Source organism: Algimonas ampicilliniresistens, from assembly GCF_030159955.1.
Lineage (GTDB): Bacteria > Pseudomonadota > Alphaproteobacteria > Caulobacterales > Maricaulaceae > Litorimonas > Litorimonas ampicilliniresistens.
Genome location: NZ_BSNK01000001.1, coordinates 567340 through 587912 on the forward strand (window position 1 = coordinate 567340; position 20573 = coordinate 587912).

The 20573-nt window shown below is 55.8% G+C and carries 20 protein-coding genes; 6 read left to right on the forward strand and 14 right to left on the reverse strand.

What is annotated here, in order from left to right:
• Positions 1 to 23 precede the first annotated feature (23 nt).
• The 5 genes from QQL54_RS02530 to QQL54_RS02550 all read right to left on the reverse strand — a co-directional run bounded on the left by QQL54_RS02530 (position 24) and on the right by QQL54_RS02550 (position 5545).
• On the reverse strand, positions 24 to 1448 hold the full coding sequence (locus QQL54_RS02530; protein WP_284387169.1) for a Do family serine endopeptidase: 1425 nt from the start codon (positions 1446 to 1448) through the stop codon (positions 24 to 26).
• Positions 1449 to 1545: 97 nt separating this feature from the next.
• Positions 1546 to 3366 (reverse strand): M56 family metallopeptidase, encoded by a 1821-nt coding sequence (locus QQL54_RS02535; protein WP_284387171.1) that lies wholly within the window; start codon positions 3364 to 3366, stop codon positions 1546 to 1548.
• Positions 3359 to 3736, reverse strand: a complete 378-nt coding sequence (locus QQL54_RS02540; RefSeq protein ID WP_284387173.1) for a BlaI/MecI/CopY family transcriptional regulator — start codon at positions 3734 to 3736, stop codon at positions 3359 to 3361. The genes QQL54_RS02535 and QQL54_RS02540 overlap by 8 nt, the downstream gene beginning before the upstream one ends.
• Positions 3737 to 3858: 122 nt before the next feature.
• Complete coding sequence (locus QQL54_RS02545; protein WP_284387175.1) at positions 3859 to 4335, reverse strand: hypothetical protein; 477 nt, start codon at positions 4333 to 4335, stop codon at positions 3859 to 3861.
• A 76-nt stretch (positions 4336 to 4411) separates the two neighbouring features.
• Positions 4412 to 5545 carry a serine hydrolase domain-containing protein gene (locus QQL54_RS02550; protein WP_284387177.1) on the reverse strand — a complete coding sequence of 378 codons (1134 nt, stop codon included), beginning with the start codon at positions 5543 to 5545 and terminating at the stop codon, positions 4412 to 4414.
• 56 nt (positions 5546 to 5601) lie between these two features.
• Between QQL54_RS02550 and QQL54_RS02555 the strand changes: the two genes are divergently transcribed.
• Together QQL54_RS02555 and QQL54_RS02560 are read left to right on the forward strand one after the other, a co-directional pair.
• On the forward strand, positions 5602 to 5922 hold the full coding sequence (locus QQL54_RS02555; protein ID WP_284387179.1) for a hypothetical protein: 321 nt from the start codon (positions 5602 to 5604) through the stop codon (positions 5920 to 5922).
• Positions 5923 to 6134: 212 nt separating this feature from the next.
• Positions 6135 to 7436, forward strand: a complete 1302-nt coding sequence (locus QQL54_RS02560; RefSeq protein ID WP_284387181.1) for a cation:proton antiporter — start codon at positions 6135 to 6137, stop codon at positions 7434 to 7436.
• On the opposite strand, the gene QQL54_RS02565 is transcribed toward QQL54_RS02560, so the two are convergent.
• From QQL54_RS02565 to QQL54_RS02590, 6 genes are all read right to left on the reverse strand, one after another.
• Positions 7433 to 7567, reverse strand: a complete 135-nt coding sequence (locus tag QQL54_RS02565; RefSeq protein ID WP_284387182.1) for a hypothetical protein — start codon at positions 7565 to 7567, stop codon at positions 7433 to 7435. The two genes, QQL54_RS02560 and QQL54_RS02565, sit on opposite strands and share 4 nt — an antisense overlap.
• Before the next feature lie 127 nt (positions 7568 to 7694).
• Entirely contained in the window at positions 7695 to 7913 is a 219-nt protein-coding gene (locus tag QQL54_RS02570; RefSeq protein ID WP_284387184.1) for a hypothetical protein, read from the reverse strand.
• Positions 7897 to 9318, reverse strand: a complete 1422-nt coding sequence (locus QQL54_RS02575) for a glycosyltransferase family 2 protein (RefSeq protein ID WP_284387186.1) — start codon at positions 9316 to 9318, stop codon at positions 7897 to 7899. The genes QQL54_RS02570 and QQL54_RS02575 overlap by 17 nt, the downstream gene beginning before the upstream one ends.
• 60 nt (positions 9319 to 9378) lie before the next feature.
• On the reverse strand, positions 9379 to 10416 hold the full coding sequence (gene queG / locus QQL54_RS02580; RefSeq protein WP_284387188.1) for a tRNA epoxyqueuosine(34) reductase QueG: 1038 nt from the start codon (positions 10414 to 10416) through the stop codon (positions 9379 to 9381).
• A 2-nt stretch (positions 10417 to 10418) separates the two neighbouring features.
• Positions 10419 to 11093 carry a glutathione S-transferase family protein gene (locus QQL54_RS02585; RefSeq protein WP_284387190.1) on the reverse strand — a complete coding sequence of 225 codons (675 nt, stop codon included), beginning with the start codon at positions 11091 to 11093 and terminating at the stop codon, positions 10419 to 10421.
• A gap of 48 nt (positions 11094 to 11141) precedes the next feature.
• Positions 11142 to 12191 (reverse strand): cation diffusion facilitator family transporter, encoded by a 1050-nt coding sequence (locus QQL54_RS02590; RefSeq protein ID WP_284387196.1) that lies wholly within the window; start codon positions 12189 to 12191, stop codon positions 11142 to 11144.
• A 115-nt stretch (positions 12192 to 12306) separates the two neighbouring features.
• On the opposite strand from QQL54_RS02590, the gene QQL54_RS02595 reads away from it, so the two are divergent.
• A complete protein-coding gene (locus tag QQL54_RS02595) occupies positions 12307 to 15048 on the forward strand; it encodes a M1 family metallopeptidase (RefSeq protein ID WP_284387203.1) in 2742 nt (913 codons plus the stop codon).
• On the opposite strand, the gene QQL54_RS02600 is transcribed toward QQL54_RS02595, so the two are convergent.
• On the reverse strand, positions 15045 to 15662 hold the full coding sequence (locus QQL54_RS02600) for an SDR family oxidoreductase (RefSeq protein ID WP_284387206.1): 618 nt from the start codon (positions 15660 to 15662) through the stop codon (positions 15045 to 15047). The two genes, QQL54_RS02595 and QQL54_RS02600, sit on opposite strands and share 4 nt — an antisense overlap.
• An 83-nt stretch (positions 15663 to 15745) precedes the next feature.
• On the opposite strand from QQL54_RS02600, the gene QQL54_RS02605 reads away from it, so the two are divergent.
• Positions 15746 to 16585, forward strand: a complete 840-nt coding sequence (locus QQL54_RS02605) for an undecaprenyl-diphosphate phosphatase (RefSeq protein WP_284387209.1) — start codon at positions 15746 to 15748, stop codon at positions 16583 to 16585.
• Between the two features lie 69 nt (positions 16586 to 16654).
• Positions 16655 to 17824: a serine hydrolase domain-containing protein gene (locus tag QQL54_RS02610; RefSeq protein WP_284387210.1), complete on the forward strand. Its 1170-nt coding sequence runs from the start codon at positions 16655 to 16657 to the stop codon at positions 17822 to 17824.
• On the opposite strand, the gene QQL54_RS02615 is transcribed toward QQL54_RS02610, so the two are convergent.
• Positions 17825 to 18295, reverse strand: a complete 471-nt coding sequence (locus tag QQL54_RS02615) for a Dps family protein (protein WP_284387213.1) — start codon at positions 18293 to 18295, stop codon at positions 17825 to 17827. It lies immediately after the preceding gene.
• Between the two features lie 43 nt (positions 18296 to 18338).
• Positions 18339 to 19508, reverse strand: a complete 1170-nt coding sequence (locus QQL54_RS02620) for a pyridoxal phosphate-dependent aminotransferase (RefSeq protein WP_284387214.1) — start codon at positions 19506 to 19508, stop codon at positions 18339 to 18341.
• Position 19509: 1 nt separating this feature from the next.
• On the opposite strand from QQL54_RS02620, the gene QQL54_RS02625 reads away from it, so the two are divergent.
• Positions 19510 to 20457 carry a DMT family transporter gene (locus QQL54_RS02625; protein ID WP_284387216.1) on the forward strand — a complete coding sequence of 316 codons (948 nt, stop codon included), beginning with the start codon at positions 19510 to 19512 and terminating at the stop codon, positions 20455 to 20457.
• The last annotated feature ends 116 nt before the right edge of the window (positions 20458 to 20573 follow it).

The window sequence follows — 20573 nt, forward strand, 5'->3', positions numbered from 1 at the left end:
GTGTTCAGCGCTAGCTGTCCTGATCAGGTCGGGTTGGGCAGGGCGCGAACAGGCAAAAGACCAATTCGGCCTTGCCGCTCGATCTCGATTTCCCACAGATCTGTGCCATCTTCTGCCGCGAGCGATCGGTCGACATCCTGCGTCGTGTCCGCAATGCGGTTATTGACGCTGATGATAAAATCTCCCGGACGAAGCCGATTGACATAGGCGGCTGAGCGACGCGGAACTTTCAGAACCATGACGCCGGACAGATAAGGATCAAACCCCATCTCTTCGCCCAAGGCGGGACTCATATTGACCACGGTGGCGCCGTCGAGCGGGTGGATACCGAGGAGCTGGCGTTCGTCCCGGTCCGGATTTTCCTGCGGGATATCAATGCGTATTGTCGCTGTGCGCTCGCGGCCATCGCGAACATAACGCACCCGCGGCCTATCGCCGACTTTCATCGTCGCCAGTTTAAAGCGCAGGCCACTATCATCATTCACTTCGGTCGCATCGACGGACAGAATGACATCGCCTTTTTCAAGGCCGGCTTGGTCTGCTGGGCCACCGTCTAGTAATTCATTGATGACCGCACCGCGCGCCCGGTCGAGCCCGAGGGCTGAAGCCATTGTTGCATCGACCGCATCGGTCCGTGCGCCGATCCAAGGGCGAACAATCTCACCGGTTGACAAGGCGCTATCCACGGCGCGTCCGACCAATTCAGCCGGAATAGCAAATCCGATCCCATTGGACCCGCCGGAGCGTGAGAAGATCGCCGTGTTCACCCCGATGAGCTCACCCGAGAGGTTGACCAGCGCACCGCCGGAATTACCGGGGTTCACTGCGGCGTCTGTTTGGATGAAAGAGCTGACGTTAGACACATTGGTGCGGCCAAGAGCGGAGATGATTCCGCTGGTCACGGTCTGGCCAACGCCAAACGGGTTGCCGATGGCCAGTACAATATCGCCAATTTCCCGGTCGCTATCGGTTTGCAGCCGCAAGGTTGGCAATTGTTCGCCTTTCGTGTCGATGGAAAGGACAGCAATGTCGATTTCGTCGTCTTGGGCGACGACGGTGGCATCAAATTCACGGCGGTCATTGAGTACGACGCGGAGCTCATCCGCGCCGCGAATGACGTGCGCGTTGGTAACGACCGTGCCGTTGGAGCGAACAATCACACCAGAGCCAAGCGAGTTTTCTACCCGCTCCTGTGGGGCGCGACCCATACCGAACATACGGTCGAAGAAATCCGATCCAGTTGTCTGGCGGCGACTAACCGTCCGTGACGTGAAAATATTGACCACGGCAGGGGCCGTCTCGGCGACCACGGGCGCGTAGGAGAGCTGCACCTCCATTTGCGAGGTCGGGACCTCTCGAATAGTAGAGAGGAGCGATGATTGCGCCAAAGCGGGTGCGGAAAACCCGAATGCCGTGGCGGCGAGCGCCGAAATAAATGCCTGTTTCATACACCCTACATAGCGACGCCCCGCTCAGGTACAAAGCGGGGCGTCATCTTGTGACCAAGGTTTAAGAGAAAACCTCAGTAATTATTGTGGATTGTACTTAGCGCTCTTCGCTTTTCCTGACCGCTTCCATCGCCTTTTCGAGCGCCTTGCGAGCTTTTTCCAATTCACGCTCGGCATTGCGGAGGTCCTTATCGGCTGCCCCGTCCGCATCTTCGCGCATAGATGCGATCATGCGGTCCGTTGCTTCGATCATGGATTTCGCAGAACGTAATCTGGCTTCGGATCCGCCGATTCCAGTTGCATTAAAGGTAAAGATATTCTCGCCCGTCTCGTCCCCATCTACCCAGAAACTCATGTCTTCGTCTGAATTAAGGAAGAGCCGTTTTTGTCCATCCGGTAGGGCTGGGAAGGCAAAGGCATGCGCGCCGCCCATCACTTCGACGTCAATATCAGCGATTTGGCCAATCTCGTCGATATCAACTTCGGTTCTCGTCCCGTCCTCATCAATGCGGAAGGCGCGTTTTACGTCATTTTCGATTTTGATCTCGTAGGAGCCGTCTTCAGCATCATCGGATTTACGGACAATGACCGTTTTTTGGATGTTCCGCGGCAGGTGAGGGGCCACCATAGCTCTCAGACCCGGTTCACCGTCTAGACGGAGTGGGAGTGGCGGATGTGGCGGATTGGCTATCTTGTCGAAATCAACGCCATATTCCGCTTCTAGCTCTTCTTTGGTTAGCGTCTCAGTTGTTCCGTCACGGCTGACGCGCAGATAGGTTTTGACGCCATTCACTTCGCGAACTTCATAGCCTTTGCTGTCCGCATCGGTGCTGACAAAAACGCGCATCGTTTTATTGGTTGTTATCTTCGGTTCACTTGGGGCCTCTGCAGCGGTTGGGGGCGTTGGGGCGACCTGATCATCCGCCATGCTGAGCGGTGCGCTGATCGCGGTTCCGGCGAGCAAGAGGCTGGCGAGCGCCCATCGTGTTGCACCGTGTTTTTTATTCGTATTCGATCCCAAAGTCATAAGTCTCTCCTTTATGGGGTGATGGAGGGACAAGGTTAGACCTGTCCCGGGAACTCGGGCGGCACGCCCGGTCGTTTTGATGTCCGTTTTCGCAGCCGTGAGCAGCGTTTCCGCATAGTCAGCGCGGGCTGTTTCTCCGACCCGGCGCAAGACGCTGGCATCGCACGCCGCTTCCTGATCAGCGCGAAAGCGTGGCCAAGCCCAATGGATGAGCGGGTTCGGCCAGCTCACTAATCGGAAAGCCAGCATGGCTGTGGCCGTCCACAAATCACCGCGACGAAGGTGAGTCATTTCGTGCAGTAGCGCGAGGCGTCTCTGTGTCGGTGTGAACTGGGTCATGAAGTCTTTTGGCAGAACAATAACAGGGCGGACTAATCCACCGACGAGCGGGCCGTCATTCTGTGTGCTCATTCTGATATTAGGGGTCTTGGATAGGCCTGACAGGCGCGCAGCCCGGTCGATATCACTCCGTAACTCATCAGGTACTGTGACTGTGGTTTGGCGGATATGACGGGCTTGCATGCGCTGTGATCTGAGCGCCCAGATTAAACCCACGGCGATGCCGATTATCCAGATGGAAATGAGCACAGGCAGAATGATGTCGGGCGCTTCGGCCGCCGTTACAAAAGCTGAAGGCGTGTCGGGCGGAACTGCGACCGCTCTCCACACCCCTGTGGGCATCGGCGGCGCAGGTTGTGTGGCGGGCGTGAGGTTTGGAAACCATCCTGACGGAAGGGCAATTGAAGGCATAAACAGGCGCGCCGCTGGCAGGAGCCAAAGCGCATAGGCAGCACGTGGCCCGAAATGTCGGGCGACGGCGCGGCGGGTTAAGAGAACCATTGCCAGCAAAACACTGACAGCAATCACTGTGGTGGCGAAGGTTTCAGTCATCGCCTTTTAGCTCCCGAATGATCGCTTCAAGTTCCGCGATGTCGGTATCTGAGAGCCCGTCTCCTTTCGCGAGATGAGCAACGATCGGCGCGGCGCGTCCGCCAAAAAGACGCTCTGAAAAGCGTCGAGTGGCACTGGCAGTATATTCGTCGCGCGTGATCAAGGGGTGATAGAGAAAGCGCCGACCGTCGGGCTCGGACCGCAAGGCGCCTTTCTCAACAAGCCGGGATAGTAGAGTTTTGACGGTCTGCAATGACCGCGCATCGCCTTCTGGTAACGCGCTATGGACGGCACTAGCCGCGAGGCCGGGTCGCACCCAAAGCACTTCCATCACATCCAGTTCGGATTTGGCAATTCGCCGCTGCATCATATGCCCTCAAATTATCGACTACACCTGTAGCCGTTAAGGGCGATTACATCTGTAGTCAATCAGGATTCAGGCAAGATAGATTGAAAATTGGCAAGGTAAGTAAGGGAGTACGCCGTCGCGCGTTAGTTGTTGAGCGCTGCTGCGTGAGGCATACCCTCGAAAATTGGGTCGAGATAAATAGAGCGATTACCTGCTTCCCATTCTGAAACGCCTTTGATGCAGAAATGAGTAATGGTCGGCATCTGGCTTTCGTCGCGCGCTTCAGCCTCATCGAGCTGATAGGCCTCAATCTCTTCTAAAGTTGTGGCCGGACCATTGAGGCACGCCTGGATCAGCGTGTCTGGAGTCGTGTCGGGGACCTGAATGAATTCAGCGCGGTTATAGGCTTTGTAAGCAACAGTTACGGCGTTGCCGGAGATATATTTGACGAACACCATCCGCCGATAGTCGGCATTGTCGCTCGGCCCTGTCTCAATCAGCAGTATGGGCGATATGTCGGCTGTCTGTGGGGAAGACTGTGCGAATATAGGGGTCGCCATAGACGCGCTGACCATAAGGCCAAAACCCGCAGCGACTGACGTTATTTTGCCAAAATTCATGCTGGCCTCCATCCTCGCCCCGACCTCTCGCATATCACGGATGAACACAGGATGGCATTACGGTTTCAGCAAGGATCTAGGGCTGATCAAGGACGGCACCAATGTCTTGGCCAAGCTTGAACAGAGTGTTCCAATTGTCCGTCGTATCGGTCATCAGCCCAACCCGCACGAAAACGAGGTCGCGCGATGGCACGATCCAAATGATCTGACCCGCCAGCCCTCCGGCATGAAACGCATCTAATGGGGCTGGGAAGATCAGCTCAGCATTGTCCGGTTGTTCGGGGGATGGCCAGAACCCACCCCCATAGCCATTATCATCACTGCTTTCAGGATTAGTACGGGCGAAGTCGACCCAGCCTACTGGCAGCAAACGCTCTGTGTTCCAGATACCGTCGCGCAAAAAGAGCAAGCCGAATTTCGCATAGTCACGGGCGCTCATATAGATGCTGGATCCGCCGAGCATCGTGCCCGCCGCGTCATACTCCTCCACTGCGTCCACTCCCAGAGGCTGGAATAAAACTTGATCGACCCAATCGCTCATAATGCTTGGGTTCGCTTTGCAGGTGCGCGGATTTTGCCCCGCTGTCAGGCACGTATTCGGGAGTTCAGCCTGCATAGCGCGCGCGATGAGGTGGAAGGCCACTGTGGAATAATTCCAATGCTCTCCAGGCGTATGGGCGGCTGGAAAATGTTTACGGGCATGGGCCGCCACATCAAATTTTCCGGGACCAAAGATCATCTGTGTCGCGTCATTATCGAGCCCTGGGACGCCATATTCGGCATAGTCGAGACCATCGAGCATTTGTATCCAATGGCGCCAGCTAATATCGCCGCGAGGATCGCCATTCTCAAACGCAGCGGGCATCGGATCGTCGATTGATTCGATCAGGCCCGTCATGACCGCGCGACCGACAAGGGCTTGAGTCACGGATTTGGCGATGGACCAACTGACGTGGCGGGTCTCAGGCGTTATCCCGTCGCGATACCGTTCATGAACAACGGCTCCTGCTTTGATGATGACAACGGCGCGTGTTTCGCCGAGGCCCTCTCCAATCTCAGTGGCGAAGACAGGATCTAGCAGAGCGTCGATCCCGGCTTGTTGTTCTGACGAGGGGGGTGAGCTTGACCATTGCTGCGTTGGCCAGTCGACGTCTGCAGACTGGTTTGGGAGCGGCACAAGATCGCTGGCAAAAGCGGGCATCGCCAGCATTAGGAGACAACATATAAGACTCGACCTGATCATAGGGCAGTCTTTAGAAAGCCTATATGAGCGCCGTCAAAGTTATAATTACAATCCTCGCCTTACTGTTTGCTGCCGTAGGGGCCGCCTATCAGTTCTGGCTCAAGCCGCAGATTGAGTTTGCGCAGATTGGCACCGCTTATGGGGCCAAGAAAATGTGCTCTTGTCTGAACGTGTCGGAATTATCGCTGGATCAATGCAAAGCTGACTTTACCGAAGACATATCAATGGTGACGTTCATCCCGGACAAGAATGCCGTCACAGTCGAAGTTCTCGGCGGGCGTATTTCTAACCGCGCAATATATCGCCCCGGGCTGGGCTGTACGCTGGTTACAGAAAAGACCTAGGTCAGCACCAAAATTGCAGCGATGACCGCCACTAAGACGGCGCCGATCACGATGCTTTTTAATCCAAAGCGAGAGCTGCTGCTCTGACCTTTGTGCATGTCGCCGGTTCTACTTTGCAAATGATTTGGCATAATCTCCTCCAGATCATTCAAACGGTTGCGGGCGAGGGTGGTTCCTGAAATGACACTCGTTTTCCGGCTCAGGACTTTGACATGATAAGTAGTTTGATCGAGTCGTTACTCTCCAACCCGGTTGCGAGTGTTTATGCGCTCGTCGGATTCGCGCTATTCGGTTTGACTCTGCAGCCGGGTCTCGCTCGGCGCTATCACATCAATCTACCCGCTGTTTATATTGCGCTAGGTGCCATCGCGACCTTGCTCGGATTTCCAAGTATTTCGCCGCTCGGCTCCGAATTGCAAGCCGGGATCATCACCCATGCCTCAGAAATGATCGTTATTGTTAGCCTTACGGCGGCGGGGCTTGCGATTGATTTGAAAGCAGGTTGGCGGCGTTGGAACGCGACGTGGCGATTGCTGGCGATTACCATGCCTTTGACGATTATTGCCTTGATCATTTTGGGCCAATGGGCCGGACTCGGACTGGCGGGTGCGGTTTTGCTCGGAGCCGCGTTGGCACCAACCGATCCTGTACTCGCCCGATCCGTACAAGTTGGCGGTCCAGGGGAGGATGAGGACCCCACGCGGGTTGCTCTTACATCTGAAGCCGGCCTGAATGATGGTCTCGCTTTTCCATTTGTCTGGGCTGCGATCGCACTGGCTGCCGGGACGTTCGATTGGACCCACGTTATTGCCTATGATGGTCTCTATCGGGTCGGAATGGGTATTGCGATTGGTTGGGGTGTCGGCTGGATTTTGACCCGCATTCTGTATTCAACATTGGGTGATGCCCGGAACGATCGGAGTAGTCCGCTAATCGTCGTTTTGGCCGCCACCTTTATCGCTTACGGTTTAGCGGAATTTGTTCATGCCTACGGATTTTTGTCCGTGTTCATCGCCGCAAGATCTGGACGAAAGCATAGTCCTGACACCAAGATGCGCAAAGCCGACGAGCCTGCCTATGCCAGCGCCGCCCATGAGTCTGCGGACCAGTTCGAAGGCATTTTAATGGTGGTTCTGCTCTTATGGTTTGGGTCATTTGTTGCGGCAGAGCTTTGGCATCAATGGCAATGGACGGATCTAGTCATTGCGCTTGCCCTGCTACTAATTGTGCGCCCCGTCGCAGGTTACATCGCCATGATCGGGTTAGGCTGTCCGAACAGTGAACGCATGAAAATGGCTTTTTTCGGTATTCGCGGAATGGGCACAATTTTCTATATCGCCTATGCTCAGACCCATGCGTCGTTCGATGATATCGATGCTGTATGGCGGATCGCCGGGCTTTGCATCCTGATCTCAGTGCTCATGCATGAAAGCTTGGCCGGGTGGATGTTTAATCGATCCCGGGTCGCGATTCCAACAGGCGCGCCCGAAACTGCGGATAATCATCCAGTTTAAATGACCATCAAGATGGCGGCGATTACGGCGACCGTATTGCCCATGATCGCGAGACTGACATAGCCGAACGTCGAAATCTCACCGTTCCGGCTATCCGTGTTGTTTGATGTGCTTTCTACATGATTATACATTGTGTCCTCCGAACCAACCTAACGGTTGCTCAAGAAGGTCGTTCCAATGGATGCCGGGATTGGCGCGTTTTCATGCCAACAGGGTTAACAATTTGCGTCCATCTAACTGCGATCAAACTTCTCTAGGTTAGCGGCGACCACCTGTCTCAAACCCGAATATATTCACAAGATGCACGAATAGCATGAAGCCGACAGCGATGGAGAATAGAGCGATGATCATCCACGGTATGCGATAGGGCCGGATATCTTGTTTCTCCGTGAAACGCTTCCGAATACCTATAAAAGCCAATCCAGCGCACACCACAATCGCTGAAAGTGTCAGGATGAGATCAGTATTTAGGTCCATTGATCAAGCACGCATCTTTGTCCGGTGGGTCAGGCGGCGCGCCCGTAACACCATGTTCCGTCTTGTGCCAGTGAAAGGGTCGGGTCTGCAGTTCGGCTAGGGCCTGCATCAGTGGCGCGAATAGCAGCATCCAATAGACTGGCATGAGCGGGACATGGCGCAGAAGATGGGGCTGACCTGCGCGGATGGCGCCTAGAGCGCCAACCGCCATGCCGCAGATTAGGCTGAAGCCCAAAGTCCAGAGATAGATGGCAGGAATGACTGCATCCGTAATGCCTAAAAGCTTTGCAGCGCTGACTAAGCCAAGCAAAACCATGATGGGCGCGAAGAACAAGACGGAGAGGAGCGAGAGTCCGAGCGTGAGTTGCAACATGACAACCCTTCGCCAACCGCCCGATAAAGGCGCATTCATATGGACCATCCAGGTCTGAATATAGCCTTTGAGCCATCGAGAGCGCTGCCGGTGCCAAGGACGGATGCGAGAGACGGCTTCTTCTTGAGTGGGCGCGCTGATCCATCCGATGCCGCCGCCATAGGCAGCCAGACGAAAGGCCAGATCGGCATCTTCCGTCACATTATAAGCGTCCCAACCGCCAACCGCATCAAGCGCCTCTCGGCGCATATGGTTGGACGTTCCGCCGAGCGGGAAAGGCAAACCCGTTTTGTCGAAAAACGGCAATAGCACTTGGAACAAACCCGCATATTCCAGTCCGAATTGTGCCGCCAACAAGCTATCTTGCGTGTTGAAATAATGCAGCGGTGCTTGCAGAGCCATCCATTGGGGGTGAGCGGCGAATGCGCTCGCAGCTTGCCGCAACTGCTGCGGGTGGGGGCGGTCTTCTGCATCGAAAATAGTGACAAGCTCGCCATGGGACCGGGCTAAGGCATAGTTGAGCGCACGCGGCTTCGTTTGTGGCTCTCCATCGGGAATCGTCGGCGGGACGACAAGGACGCGAAAGGGCGGTTGCGCGAGAGCCTCCGCAGCGGCGACCGTTCCTAGATCACCACTCTCACAGGCAAAGATAATATCGAGTTTTTCTGTCGGATAATCGAGGCTGGACAGGGTGGAGATCAATCCCGACACCATATGTGCCTCGTGAAATAATGGCACGATCACGGTGTAAGTGGGTAGCTGCGCATGAGGCAGAAGCGTTGACGGTTGGCGCTGTGGCGTGACGCACGCTAGTAGTCGAAGAACAGCCAAGGCGACGCTGATCCAAGCCACGATCATGGTCATAACTTGTATAAGCGACATGAAGTCGAAGTCTGTCGACACCTCCACACCGATCAATAGAGCGATGATTGAGGCGACTCCACTGCTTGCGAGTATAGAGGCTGGGCGTAACCGATCGGCGCGGCCGAGCGACAAATTTCTAACGCGACCGCGATCCGGTGATGTAGTCATGGCTGCCCCCGGAAAGACTAAACCTGACCGTGTAGATCTTCGCAAGTCATTGTTAACGTTTTACAGCCTCTGCAGACACCACTGAGCTGCGCTACTTATAGTAGAATCTCTATGATCGACATAGATGGCCGCAATATCCCGCAACTCAGAATTTCCGGAATTACCAATGGCGTAAAGTACGTTGCGTAGAAAACGAAGCCACCCGATCCGTTTGATTGGGGACCCTGAAAAATGTGTCCGAAAGCCGTTCTCGCCGAGGGTGGCGAGGTCCGCCAAAGACGGCGCATTGAGATCATCGCGAGCAGCGAGTTTGGCCTCTCGGCCGACTTGCGCAAATTTATTCCACGGGCAGACGGCGAGACAATCATCGCAGCCATAAATGCGATTGCCCATTTTCTCCCGCAGTTCGATCTCAATGGGACCGTCATGTTCGATGGTCAGGTAGGAGATGCAGCGCCGAGCATCCAGCTGGTAAGGGGCCGGAAAAGCATTGGTCGGGCAGGCATCAAGGCAGTCACGGCATGATCCGCAATGATCCGTCTCTGGCGCAGTTGGTGTCAGGTCTGCCGCACTAAGTATCGTCCCGATGAAGAGCCAGTTTCCATAGTCGCGGGACAAGAGATTGGTATGTTTCCCCTGCCAACCGAGCCCCGCTGCTGCGGCTAGAGGTTTCTCCATCAAAGGCGCTGTATCGACGAAAACTTTTACCTCTGCATCCGTATCGCGCGCCAGCAGACCGGCGAGTTCTTTTAGCCGCCCTTTCATCACGTCGTGATAGTCGCGACCCCGGGCGTAGACGGAAATCGTCGCGCGATCCGGTTGGTTTAGTGTGATGAGTGGATCGGTTTCCGGGCCATAATTCATACCAAAAATGATCGCTGATTTGGCCTGCGGCCACAAAGACTTGGGATGGGCGCGCCGATCCAGCGTCGTCTCCATCCACTCCATGCTGGCATGACGGTCTTGAGCAACAAAGTCTCGCAGACGATCCCCTGCACCATCGCCATAGCTGTCGAGATCAACAATATGCGGAGCGGTAAAGCCAAGCGCCTCGGCGCGTCCGGTCAATCGCGCCAGCGGATTACGCGGCGGTGACATGATCAAAAATCGAGATCGCCATAATGCTGGGGTGGGCGAATGCCCGGAAGTCGGTCGGCGAGCAAGGGGCGGAAGGATGGTCGGGATTTAATTGTCTGATACCATTCCTTCACGGCCGGAAATTCGCGCCACGAGACTTCGCCGAGATAGTCAAGGCAAGATAGATGTGCCGAGGCCATAATGTCTGCCAAGGTAAAGGCGGGGCCAGCCAGACCATCACGAATGCTCAGCAGCCACGTCATATAACTCATATGATCTCGCAAAGCGGCGCGACCTTCACGCAGCGCATCCGGGTCAGGTGTGCCGCCGATAAACACCGTCTCCAGCTTTTCGGGTAAGATCAGCGCATTGACTTCATGGTCGAACCGTTGCCCGAACCATGTGGTCAGACGGCGCACTTCCGCCCGGTCATGACGTTCGCCAGGCATGAGCGGATTGCGACCACTGGACTCATCCGCATATTCACACAGAGTCTGAGTGCCGACAATCGTGACCGAGCCCGACTTTGTCAGATCGGTTAGTATGGGCGGGACATCTTCGGCGGAGAGCGATTGGAATTTTTCGTCTGGATTCCACGGATCGATGACGATCTCGCGCAATTTGAGCTTTTTTTCGGCAAAGCAAAGCCGCACGGCGCGGCAGCCTGGATGCATCGGGTAATGGTACAGCGTCCGCATCCGATCCGTCTAACCCAGACATGGCAAACGAAGCTTTAAGTTTAAGGGTTAAGACCCGTTTTTTGCTGTATCAAATCGCACATTCCCATGGGTCTGCGCACAGCCCGCCGGATGTGGGTGGATTAAGATGTCTGCCGCAGGAAAAGCGGCCATGACGCGCTTTTCTGCACCGACAACAATGTCGTGACTCTCAGCCAATGAGAGGTGTGGATCGAGATTTAGCTGCATTTGTATATGAAGATGAGGTCCAGAGGCGCGCGTGCGCAAATGTGTGACGGCCCGGATTTTTGGGTCTGACATGACGCGATTGACGATCAGTTTGCGCTCTGACGGGTTGAGTTCCTGATCCATGAGTTGCGCCCACGCCAGACGGGCCACACGGAAGCCTGTGAACATCAGCCACAGCGCCATAACCACGCCAACCGCCGCATCTGCCCAATGAGCGTCGGTCATAGTCGCAATCGCCAGCCCCATAATCACGAACAGATTACCGAACAAATCCGCCGTATAATGCGCGCGGTCTCCCCGAACGGCGATCGATCCCGTCGCTCGAATGGCCCAACTTTGTGCAATCAATAACCAGACTGTGAGGACAACAAACCCGCTCATGACGACAATCGCGATGGTCGAACCATCAATGGCGTGACCGTGGGACGCATGGTCATGACCAATCCCGCCTGATCCCATCAACGCTTCGATGGCCGCTCCCATCAGATAGAAAGCGGCAAGCCCGATCAAACAGACTTGGAAGACGGCTGAAAAACTCTCGGCTTTGCCAAACCCGAACCGATATTGATCCGTTGGCGCGCGCGCCGCGAAGCGCACGGCGATGAAAGAGCTGGCCGCAGCGACCATATCCAAGCCGCTATGGACGAGGGAGGACAGCACGCCGACTGACCCCGTCAGGGTGAGCAACCAGAGCTTACCCGCGGCCATAAAGACACCCAAAGCGAGGGCCAGAGCTGTTATGCGGCGTGTGATAACAGACGAGCCTTCAGGCGGAAGACGTCCGGGCCGACCTTTACGGTCGGGCAGGTCGAACCTGTCATCTCTGCCTGCTTTTGCAAGCGGATCGTCTGTTAAGCCATAGGCGGACATTGAGTTAGTTTATCATGGCTGCACCGTTATACCATAACTTTAACATGTGAGTTGGCGGTGTGAGGATCAGGCGGCTATGAACCCCTCAAATTCGAACTATTTAGAATGTCGCCCCATGAAACATGCTCTTCTGCTTGCCGCCGCTACGCTCACATTGACGGCTTGTAATCCTGCCACGGACAGTGATCCGGTGAACGAAACGACGCCGAATATAGTCGAAGCTGTTGAGACGATAGCCAACGTGTCACGCGACGTCATTCCTCACGCCCAACTTCCCGAAACAGTGACGCCACTGGAGTATCGGATTGATCTAGAGATTGACCCGCACGCGGACGGAATGAGTGGACAGGTCGATATTGATACGATGATTAATGCTGTCACGTCCGGTTTCTGGATGCACGCGAAAGAAATGACGGTGAGTGCGGCGTCCATTGAGATCGGTGGAGAGACCTTTCCTCTGAGCTTTGATGCTGTCCCCGAAGCGGATGCCCCTTCAGGTTTAGCATGGCTAGAGGCTGGCACGATGCTGCCTGCTGGTAACGGCGTCATCCGCATCAGTTTTGAGACCCCGTTCAACCAGAACCTCAATTCCGCCTATAAGGTCGTACGCGGCGATGATGCCTATATCGTGACGCAGATGGAACCGATGGCGGCCCGAGAAGCATTCCCGTCCTTTGATGAGCCGAAATATAAACAGCCCTTCACCCTGTCGATCACAGCGCCCGAAGGCAATGTCGTGGTCTCGAACACCACGAAGTCTTCAGAAACCCCGATGGAAGGCGGCCTGATCAAACACCAGTTTGCGCAGACGCGTCCGCTGCCGACTTATCTGATCGCCTTTGCCGTCGGCCCCTATGATGTGGTGGACTATGGCGATATTCCGCCAAATGACGTCCGGACTCGTCCATTGGCCCTGCGGGGTTTGGCGGCCCGCGGCGAAGGGAAGCGCTTGGCCTATGCGCTCGATAATACGGATGGGTTGCTCTCGGCGCTCGAAGGCTATTTCGGCCGCGAATATCCCTACGAGAAACTCGATCTGATTGCGGCCCCGGATTATGCGTTTGGCGCGATGGAGAATCCCGGCCTCATCGTCTACCGCGAATTTCTGCTGTTGCTGGATGAAGACGCTCCGCTGGCGCAAAAACGGGCCTATGCCCGCGTCCACAGTCATGAATTGGCGCACCAATGGTTCGGCAATCTCGTCACGCCCGTCTGGTGGGAAGACATCTGGCTGAACGAAGCCTTCGCCACGTGGATGGGCAATAAGGGCCTGACCCTGTGGCAATCAGACGGTAATTTTGAGAATGTCACGCTCAACGCCTCGCTCGACGCGATGAATATCGACACGTTGTCGACAACGCGCAAAGTCCGGGAACCGCTGGAGCGCTCCGAGAAGGTGATGGATCAGTTTGATGGCATTACTTACCGCAAAGGCGGCGGTGTGCTGGATATGTTCGAAAGCTATGTCGGCAAAGACGCTTTCCAGACCGGCGTTCAGCTGCACATGGACCGCTATGCAGATGATGTTGCGTCGGCGGATGATTTCTTCCAGTCGATTGCGGACGGATCGGATAATCCAAAAGTTGTCGCGGCCATGAAGAGCTTCGTTGATCAGCCGGGCCTGCCTCTCGTGACCGCTAAGCTGACTTGTGAGCGTAAAGGCAATACGACCCTGTCGCTGTCGCAGTCGCGCTATGCACCGCTTGGCTCCAAGGTCGAACAAGGACAGAGCTGGCAGATCCCAGTGTGCGCTAACTTCATCAAGGATGGTGAGGTGACCAAGCAATGTAACTTGATGATAGACCGCAGTGGTGCGCTGAAGGCCCCGATCGATTGTGCCGATGCGGTTATGCCCAACGCTGACGGCGCGGGCTATTACCGCTTCACGATGAACGGTGAAGCGTGGGGCAAGTTGATGGCCAATCTCGAGCACCTTTCAACCAAGGAAGCGCTGTCAGCACAAGACAGTCTCGTGGCCGCCTTCCGGGCCGGTGAGGTTGACGGGGAAACCTATCTCTCCGGCATGCGCGCGTTTGCGCAACATCCAGACTATGATGTGGCGTCGGGCTCAACCAAATTATTGAACTTCATCTATGAAGAACTGCCGGATGTCCGCCCTGGATTGGCGCAGCATATTGGGGATACGTATGGGGATCGGTATCGTCGCATACGCGGCGAGGATTCCATCGAAGGGGACCTGCTAGCCCCGACCCTCGGGGATCTCCTTGCGACGAAAGGTAATGACGCGGACGCTAAGAACTACCTCTTGCGCCAAGGCACACTTTATCTGGGGCTGGGTGTTCTGGAGCAAGATGAAGAGAAACGCGCCAACGTACCGACAAATATTCTGAGGTCAGCCTTTAGTGAAACTATCCGCCGCGTTCCGGCTGCTGCGTTCGAGCCTTTGATTGAGTTGGCCGCAGACGGTTCTCCGCTTGAAAAAACCGCCGCTCTGAATGCACTGACAAAAACACCGGATGGAGATCAGGCGCAGCGTCTGCTTGCGTTGGCTCTGGCTGACGATAGCCCATTCACCGGACGTCAAAGCGGGACGATTGTTGCCGGGCTGCTCGGGAATGAACGTCATGAAGCGATGGCTTGGGATTGGTATAAGACGAATTTCGACGATTATGTCGCGCGTAAGGTGCCAGATGTTCGCCTTGGCGGGACACCATCTGCAGCCAACGGCTTTTGCTCAACCGAAGAACGCGATGATGTCGAGAGTTTCTATCTCTCAAAGGCCGACATTATTCCGGGCTATGAACGGAGCTTGATGCAGGCGATCGAACGCATTGAACTCTGTGCGGCCCTTAAAGCTGAACAAGGGCCTTCGCTCAATGCGGCGCTTAGCGATTAATAACGCGAGGCTATGAGGGGCTGTTCGCGCTGGATCGGCCGTCGTGGCGGCGCGCCATTTAGTGTTCGGGCGATCCGGCCGGCCATCTGCTTGGGTCCGTCCAACCCGTGCGGTTCGACAAGGCTGATCCGGATGGGATACTCCTCCCAATCCTGCTCCAAAGCATCGACGATCACTTTCGAGGCTTGGCGGGCCACGGTCTGCATCGCGCCGCCCATGCTGCGTTGACCACCGCGAACGCCTGCAATGACCAAATGACCTTCTGATCGGGTTAGAAATGGGCGGGCTGCTTCGCTCACCACCGCTAGCGAGAGAATTCCGCTATCAAGCGTCCGTCGCCAGCCAACCCGCTTGGCACGACTATTGACCAATATGGCGTCGATCGAACCGAACCGATCCTCGCCGTCTTCCAACACAGGAACGACATTGCCGATATCGGTCGGGACACATCGGCTGGGTAACGTCGCCGTGTCGGGCAATTCCCCGCATATATCTTCAAGGCTGGAGAGGGAGGAGGCACCCATAATTACATTCCAGCCAGCTCGACCAAGTCGCACTGCACAGGCCCGTCCCAGCGGGGAGGCGGCGTCGGTGATGAATATCGTGCGTGGCATACTAACCTAACCCGTCGTGCATCGCCTTCGTTCCGCCTTATCTGGATTGCACCCGTGCTTATTTACGGAGGCAACGTAACGCTATGCTAACGCTGTCCGGCCTAATCGCGCTCATGACTTGGTGGCAGGCACTTTTACTCGCTCTGATACAAGGGCTGACCGAATTTCTTCCGGTGTCGAGTTCCGCCCACCTCATCCTGCCTGAAGCTGTGTTCGGTTGGACCGAGCAAGGCGTCTTGATTGACGTGATGGCTCATTTCGGGACGCTGTTCTCCGTCCTGCTTTATTTTCGCAAAGATGTGGCTGAAATGATCTTGGGGGTACGCGATCTCGTCCAGCGCAAACTGACGCGGGGCTCGGTCTTGGCGCTCAATTTGATCGTGGCGACGCCACCAGCGCTGATTATTGGTGTACTGCTCGCGAGCGGGGGCTGGGACGAAGCGCTCCGTAACCCAGCAATCATTGCTGCCGCGACCATCATTTTTGGCGTTGTACTATGGTTGTCCGATATTTGGGCCAAAGACGCGCGGGACATGGACACACTCAGCTGGCGCGGGGCCTTCGGCATGGGTCTGGCGCAAGTCATTGCCTTTATTCCGGGCACGTCGCGTTCGGGTATCACTATGAGCGCGGGTCGGGTTATCGGTCTGTCGCGTGAGGCGGCAGCCCGCTTTTCGATGTTGATGAGCCTGCCGGTCATCGGTGCCGGAGGCGCTTATGCCCTGCTCAAGCTCGCGTCGGGAGAGAATACGGGAAGCGCAACATTGGGGCAAGGACTGGGGGTCGCAGCCCTCTCTTTTGTGGTCGCTTACGCTGCCATCGCTCTATTTTTACGCTTTGTGACCCGCATCGGCTTTCTACCCTTCATGATTTATCGTTTAGGCCTGGGTTTTGCATTGATCGGGTGGATCCTGTTGACCTGAGGGGAATGGAATGCGCCCAATAAGCGAACCGTCTCGACATTGACCAAGCAATCCCCCTATGCCGTGTTCATGAAGTTTTGGCTGGCACTTCTTTTCTCGATGACCTTCTGCGCGGTCGCGTCGGCGCAAACCGCTCGTGTGCCAGGCATCAATGCCAATGAAATTGATCGGCGGGCGACCGCCATGATGCAAAAATCCGACATGACCGGGATGGCGATCGCCATTGTTGAGAATGGTCGTGTCACCTTCGCCAAAGGCTATGGCGAGCAAGTGCGTGGCAGCGGTAAAGCGGTTGATCAGAACACAATTTTCCGGTGGGCGTCCGTGTCCAAAGGGGTTGCCGCCTCGACCTTGCTTGGCTTGGTTGAAGAACGCCGTGTCGATGCCAGACTGCCCATCGAAGCGCTGGCGCCGTCACTTCACTTGCCGCCAACTAGCGAAAAGCACGATATCGTTGACCTTCTGTCTCACCGGATTGGCATTACACGCAACGCCTATGATGGTCGGATTGAGGACGGACGAGACGCCAAAATGCTGCGCACGCAGTTAGGTGGCCTTAATTATGTTTGCCCGCCGCGGACCTGCCACACCTATCAAAATGTTGCGTTCGACGCAGCAGCAGAAATCGTCGAAGAAGCGACAGAACTTCCCTACAAAACGGTTGTGCAGCGCGAAGTTTTTGATCCGCTAGGTATGAGCACGGCCAGCCTGACGCTCGACGCGATGGTTCACAGTCGGAATTGGGCGCGTCCGCATAATCGTAAAGGACGCCTCATCCGGCATATTAAATCTAGTTATTATCATGTTCCGGCAGCGGCTGGGGTCAACAGTTCCGTGGTCGATTTAGCCCGCTGGATGACCGCCCTCATGCCGAACAAGCCCGGTATGATGCCGACAACGCCGTTTCCAACCGAGCGGTTAATGGCCATGCAGACCCGTGTCGTCGCGACCCCAGGTGAGCAGCGCATGATGGACCGAAGCTATGGCGCGCTCGATAATAGCCATTACGGGCTCGGGCTGCGTATTTATGACTATCATGGCCATAAAGTCGTCGGGCACCGGGGTGGTGTCGAAGGCTATCGGTCGCTCATTCTATTCGATCCCGAAAAACAATCCGGGATCGCGATTATGTGGAACAGCCCGCACGGCCAACCCATTGGTCTGCAGATGGAGTTTATGGATCAACTCTATGGTCTGCCCAAGCGGGACTGGCTTCGTTTAGGTCAGCGTCGCAGCTAATTAGCTCGCGGTTGCACGCAGCATCCACGCCGTTTTTTCATGCAGCGTCACACGCGGAGCAACCACGTCTGAGGTCGCATCGTCACCAGTTTCTTCAGCGATCCGTAGAACCTCTCGTGCGGTTTTCGCAACTTGCTCGTGACCTTTGGCCAGCGTTTGAACCATGCTCTTCCAGTCTGGCGGCGTGCTATCTTCTTCTTGTAGCGACGCCAGTTCGGCCATCTGAGTGTAGGAACCCGGCGCATAAAAACCTAACGCCCGAATACGTTCGGCTAGGTCGTCCGATGCGGTCCACATCTCCGTATATTGTTCCATGAACAAGGCGTGGAGTTGTTGGAAATGCGGGCCTTCCACGTTCCAGTGGTAACCATGCGTTTTCAGATAGAGCGTGTAGGTGTCTGCCAGTAGTCGCGTCAGGGCGTTGGCTGAGGCTTCGCGGTCTGCCGCTTTAATGCCGATATCAATATCCATGAAATCTCCTTCCAAATAAGTAGGGCCAGCACTTTATATGGGGTCAGAGTTCGCAAAATTCCATGATCCTAGAACACGCCTGTTCAATCTCTTCGGTCGCAGCTGCGTAGGACAGGCGGATATGTCCGGGCGCGTGAAAAGCCGACCCTGGCACGGTGGCGACATCCGCGTCATTCAGCAAAGCCATCGCGAAGTCCGCATCCGATTGGAAGCCCAGTTTCTCCATAACAACCTCGCAATTTGCGAACACATAAAAGGCGCCATCCGGCAAAGCACAGCTGAGGCCAGCAGCATTGAGCGCCTCAGTCATGATCTTGCCACGCGTCCGATATTGCGTGCGCCAATCATTCAGGAAATCTTGCGGGCCGTTCAGGGCCGCGACCGCCGCCCACTGGCTGATCGAGGTTGGGTTCGACGTCGTCTGCCCCATGAATTTGCGCATCGCGGCGATTAGCCATTCGGGCCCCGTGCCGTATCCGATACGAAAGCCTGTCATAGAATAGGCTTTGGACACGCCGTTCATGGTCAGCACGCGGTCCGACAAATCCGGAGCCACACTTGCCATCGTCGCAAACGTCGCGTCTCCAAACACCAGTGCTTCGTAGATATCGTCGGATAAAACCATGACTTGAGGGTGATTACGCAACACGTCCGCTAGGGCGTGGAGTTCAGCCTTCGAGTAGACCGCCCCTGTTGGGTTGCTCGGCGAATTGAGCATGAGCCAGCGTGTTGCGGGCGTGATCGCGGCACTCAGCTGTTCAGCTGTAATTTTGAAGTCGGGACCGCCGGGCAACATGATGGGTGTGGCCCCGGTCAGTTTGACCATTTCCGGATAGCTGACCCAACAGGGTGTTGGCACGATCACCTCATCACCCGGACCGACCGTGACGGCCAGGGCGTTCCAAAGCACGGCCTTGCCGCCCGGTGAGACATTGATCTGTGCGGGCGTGACTGAAAGATCATTGTCGCGCGCGAACTTGGCGACAATGGCCTGCTTCAACTCGGCAATACCGTCGACCGCAGTGTAGCCCGTTTTTCCGTCCAGCATCGCGCGTCGAGCAGCCTCTAGAATGTGGTCCGGGGTCGCAAAGTCGGGTTCGCCAGCGCTCAGCGAGATGACAGGGTGGCCTGCCTTGAGCCGATCACGCGCCGCCTGTGTCATGGCCATGGTCGCACTGGTGGCGACGCGTTGAATCTGTTCGGACAGTTGCATAATGATGGCGCTGCTAACCCGCTCTTGCTACCGCGACAATATGAACGTGCGCGAAACATTAGTGTTGCTGATGATCTGCACGATCTGGGGTTTGCATTTTTCTGTCATGCGTACAGCGATTGGCGACTTTGGTATGCCGCCGCTTTTCTATGCTGCGATGCGGATGAGTTTGGTCGCGATCCTGATGTCCCCCTTTCTTCGTTGGCATAAAGGGCAGATGCGCGCGGTCTTTATCGGTGGGCTTGGCTTCGGCGCGCTAAACTACGCTTTCATGTTCCCAGCGATGGGCATGACAACAGCGAGCGCGGCGGCTGTAGCGATTGAGTTATATATGCCGTTTTCCGTTCTGCTGGGCGTCTTACTGCTAGGTGAGCGAATTCGCGGTTGGTCATCGCTCGGTATCGCCTTGGCGTTTTTGGGCGTGATTATCATTGCGATTGCTGGACCGCGTGAAGCGGTTGGGCCGCTTTTCATAGTCGGTCTGGCTTTGATCGCTTGCGGTGCGCTCAGCGAAGCCTTCGCCGCCATCGCCGTCAAACGAACTAAAGGGATCAAGCCATCACAGCTCGTCGCGTGGTTCGCGGTGATCGGTACAATCATACTCTGGCCGCTAACCTTGGTTTTGGAAACGAACCAGACGGCCGTTTTTGCGCCGGATTTGCGTTGGATGTTTCTCGCCGCGCTCGCCTATTCAACATTACTGGTGAGCATCCTCGCGCATGGGTCCTATTATTGGTTGTTATCGCGCCTGCCGATCCAAGTCGTCGCGCCGAGCGGCTTATTAAACACGGTGATTGGTGTCGCCGGGGGCTTAATCATATTGCGAGAGCCGCTCTCGCTTGGGCTCATCCTCGGTGTGGCTGTCACCATGAGCGGCGTCGGCATCGTCATTTGGCGAAGCACGCACCGAAAAAAAATCGAGACTGAAATGGTCACGCCGACGCCATAAAGCGGACATAAGGCGGGAGCATCCCGACCGCATGAACCATTATTTCCATATGCACCGCCGAGACGGTGGACGCTTTGAACGGACTGTATTTTGGGCGACGCTGGTACTCTGTGGGC

What these genes read in the sequence shown, in the direction of transcription:
- QQL54_RS02625 (WP_284387216.1), top strand. Translation starts at nt 19,510, where the DNA reads ATGATGGCGCTGCTAACCCGCTCTTGCTACCGCGACAATATGAACGTG.
- QQL54_RS02610 (WP_284387210.1), top strand. Translation starts at nt 16,655, where the DNA reads ATGAAGTTTTGGCTGGCACTTCTTTTCTCGATGACCTTCTGCGCGGTC.
- QQL54_RS02575 (WP_284387186.1), bottom strand. Translation starts at nt 9,318, where the DNA reads ATGACTACATCACCGGATCGCGGTCGCGTTAGAAATTTGTCGCTCGGC.
- QQL54_RS02560 (WP_284387181.1), top strand. Translation starts at nt 6,135, where the DNA reads ATGATAAGTAGTTTGATCGAGTCGTTACTCTCCAACCCGGTTGCGAGT.
- QQL54_RS02545 (WP_284387175.1), bottom strand. Translation starts at nt 4,335, where the DNA reads ATGAATTTTGGCAAAATAACGTCAGTCGCTGCGGGTTTTGGCCTTATG.
- QQL54_RS02620 (WP_284387214.1), bottom strand. Translation starts at nt 19,508, where the DNA reads ATGCAACTGTCCGAACAGATTCAACGCGTCGCCACCAGTGCGACCATG.
- QQL54_RS02605 (WP_284387209.1), top strand. Translation starts at nt 15,746, where the DNA reads ATGCTAACGCTGTCCGGCCTAATCGCGCTCATGACTTGGTGGCAGGCA.
- QQL54_RS02590 (WP_284387196.1), bottom strand. Translation starts at nt 12,191, where the DNA reads ATGTCCGCCTATGGCTTAACAGACGATCCGCTTGCAAAAGCAGGCAGA.
- QQL54_RS02555 (WP_284387179.1), top strand. Translation starts at nt 5,602, where the DNA reads ATGAGCGCCGTCAAAGTTATAATTACAATCCTCGCCTTACTGTTTGCT.
- queG (WP_284387188.1), bottom strand. Translation starts at nt 10,416, where the DNA reads ATGTCACCGCCGCGTAATCCGCTGGCGCGATTGACCGGACGCGCCGAG.
- QQL54_RS02565 (WP_284387182.1), bottom strand. Translation starts at nt 7,567, where the DNA reads ATGTATAATCATGTAGAAAGCACATCAAACAACACGGATAGCCGGAAC.
- QQL54_RS02535 (WP_284387171.1), bottom strand. Translation starts at nt 3,366, where the DNA reads ATGACTGAAACCTTCGCCACCACAGTGATTGCTGTCAGTGTTTTGCTG.
- QQL54_RS02600 (WP_284387206.1), bottom strand. Translation starts at nt 15,662, where the DNA reads ATGCCACGCACGATATTCATCACCGACGCCGCCTCCCCGCTGGGACGG.
- QQL54_RS02550 (WP_284387177.1), bottom strand. Translation starts at nt 5,545, where the DNA reads ATGCTGGCGATGCCCGCTTTTGCCAGCGATCTTGTGCCGCTCCCAAAC.
- QQL54_RS02585 (WP_284387190.1), bottom strand. Translation starts at nt 11,093, where the DNA reads ATGCGGACGCTGTACCATTACCCGATGCATCCAGGCTGCCGCGCCGTG.
- QQL54_RS02570 (WP_284387184.1), bottom strand. Translation starts at nt 7,913, where the DNA reads ATGGACCTAAATACTGATCTCATCCTGACACTTTCAGCGATTGTGGTG.
- QQL54_RS02595 (WP_284387203.1), top strand. Translation starts at nt 12,307, where the DNA reads ATGAAACATGCTCTTCTGCTTGCCGCCGCTACGCTCACATTGACGGCT.
- QQL54_RS02540 (WP_284387173.1), bottom strand. Translation starts at nt 3,736, where the DNA reads ATGATGCAGCGGCGAATTGCCAAATCCGAACTGGATGTGATGGAAGTG.
- QQL54_RS02615 (WP_284387213.1), bottom strand. Translation starts at nt 18,295, where the DNA reads ATGGATATTGATATCGGCATTAAAGCGGCAGACCGCGAAGCCTCAGCC.
- QQL54_RS02530 (WP_284387169.1), bottom strand. Translation starts at nt 1,448, where the DNA reads ATGAAACAGGCATTTATTTCGGCGCTCGCCGCCACGGCATTCGGGTTT.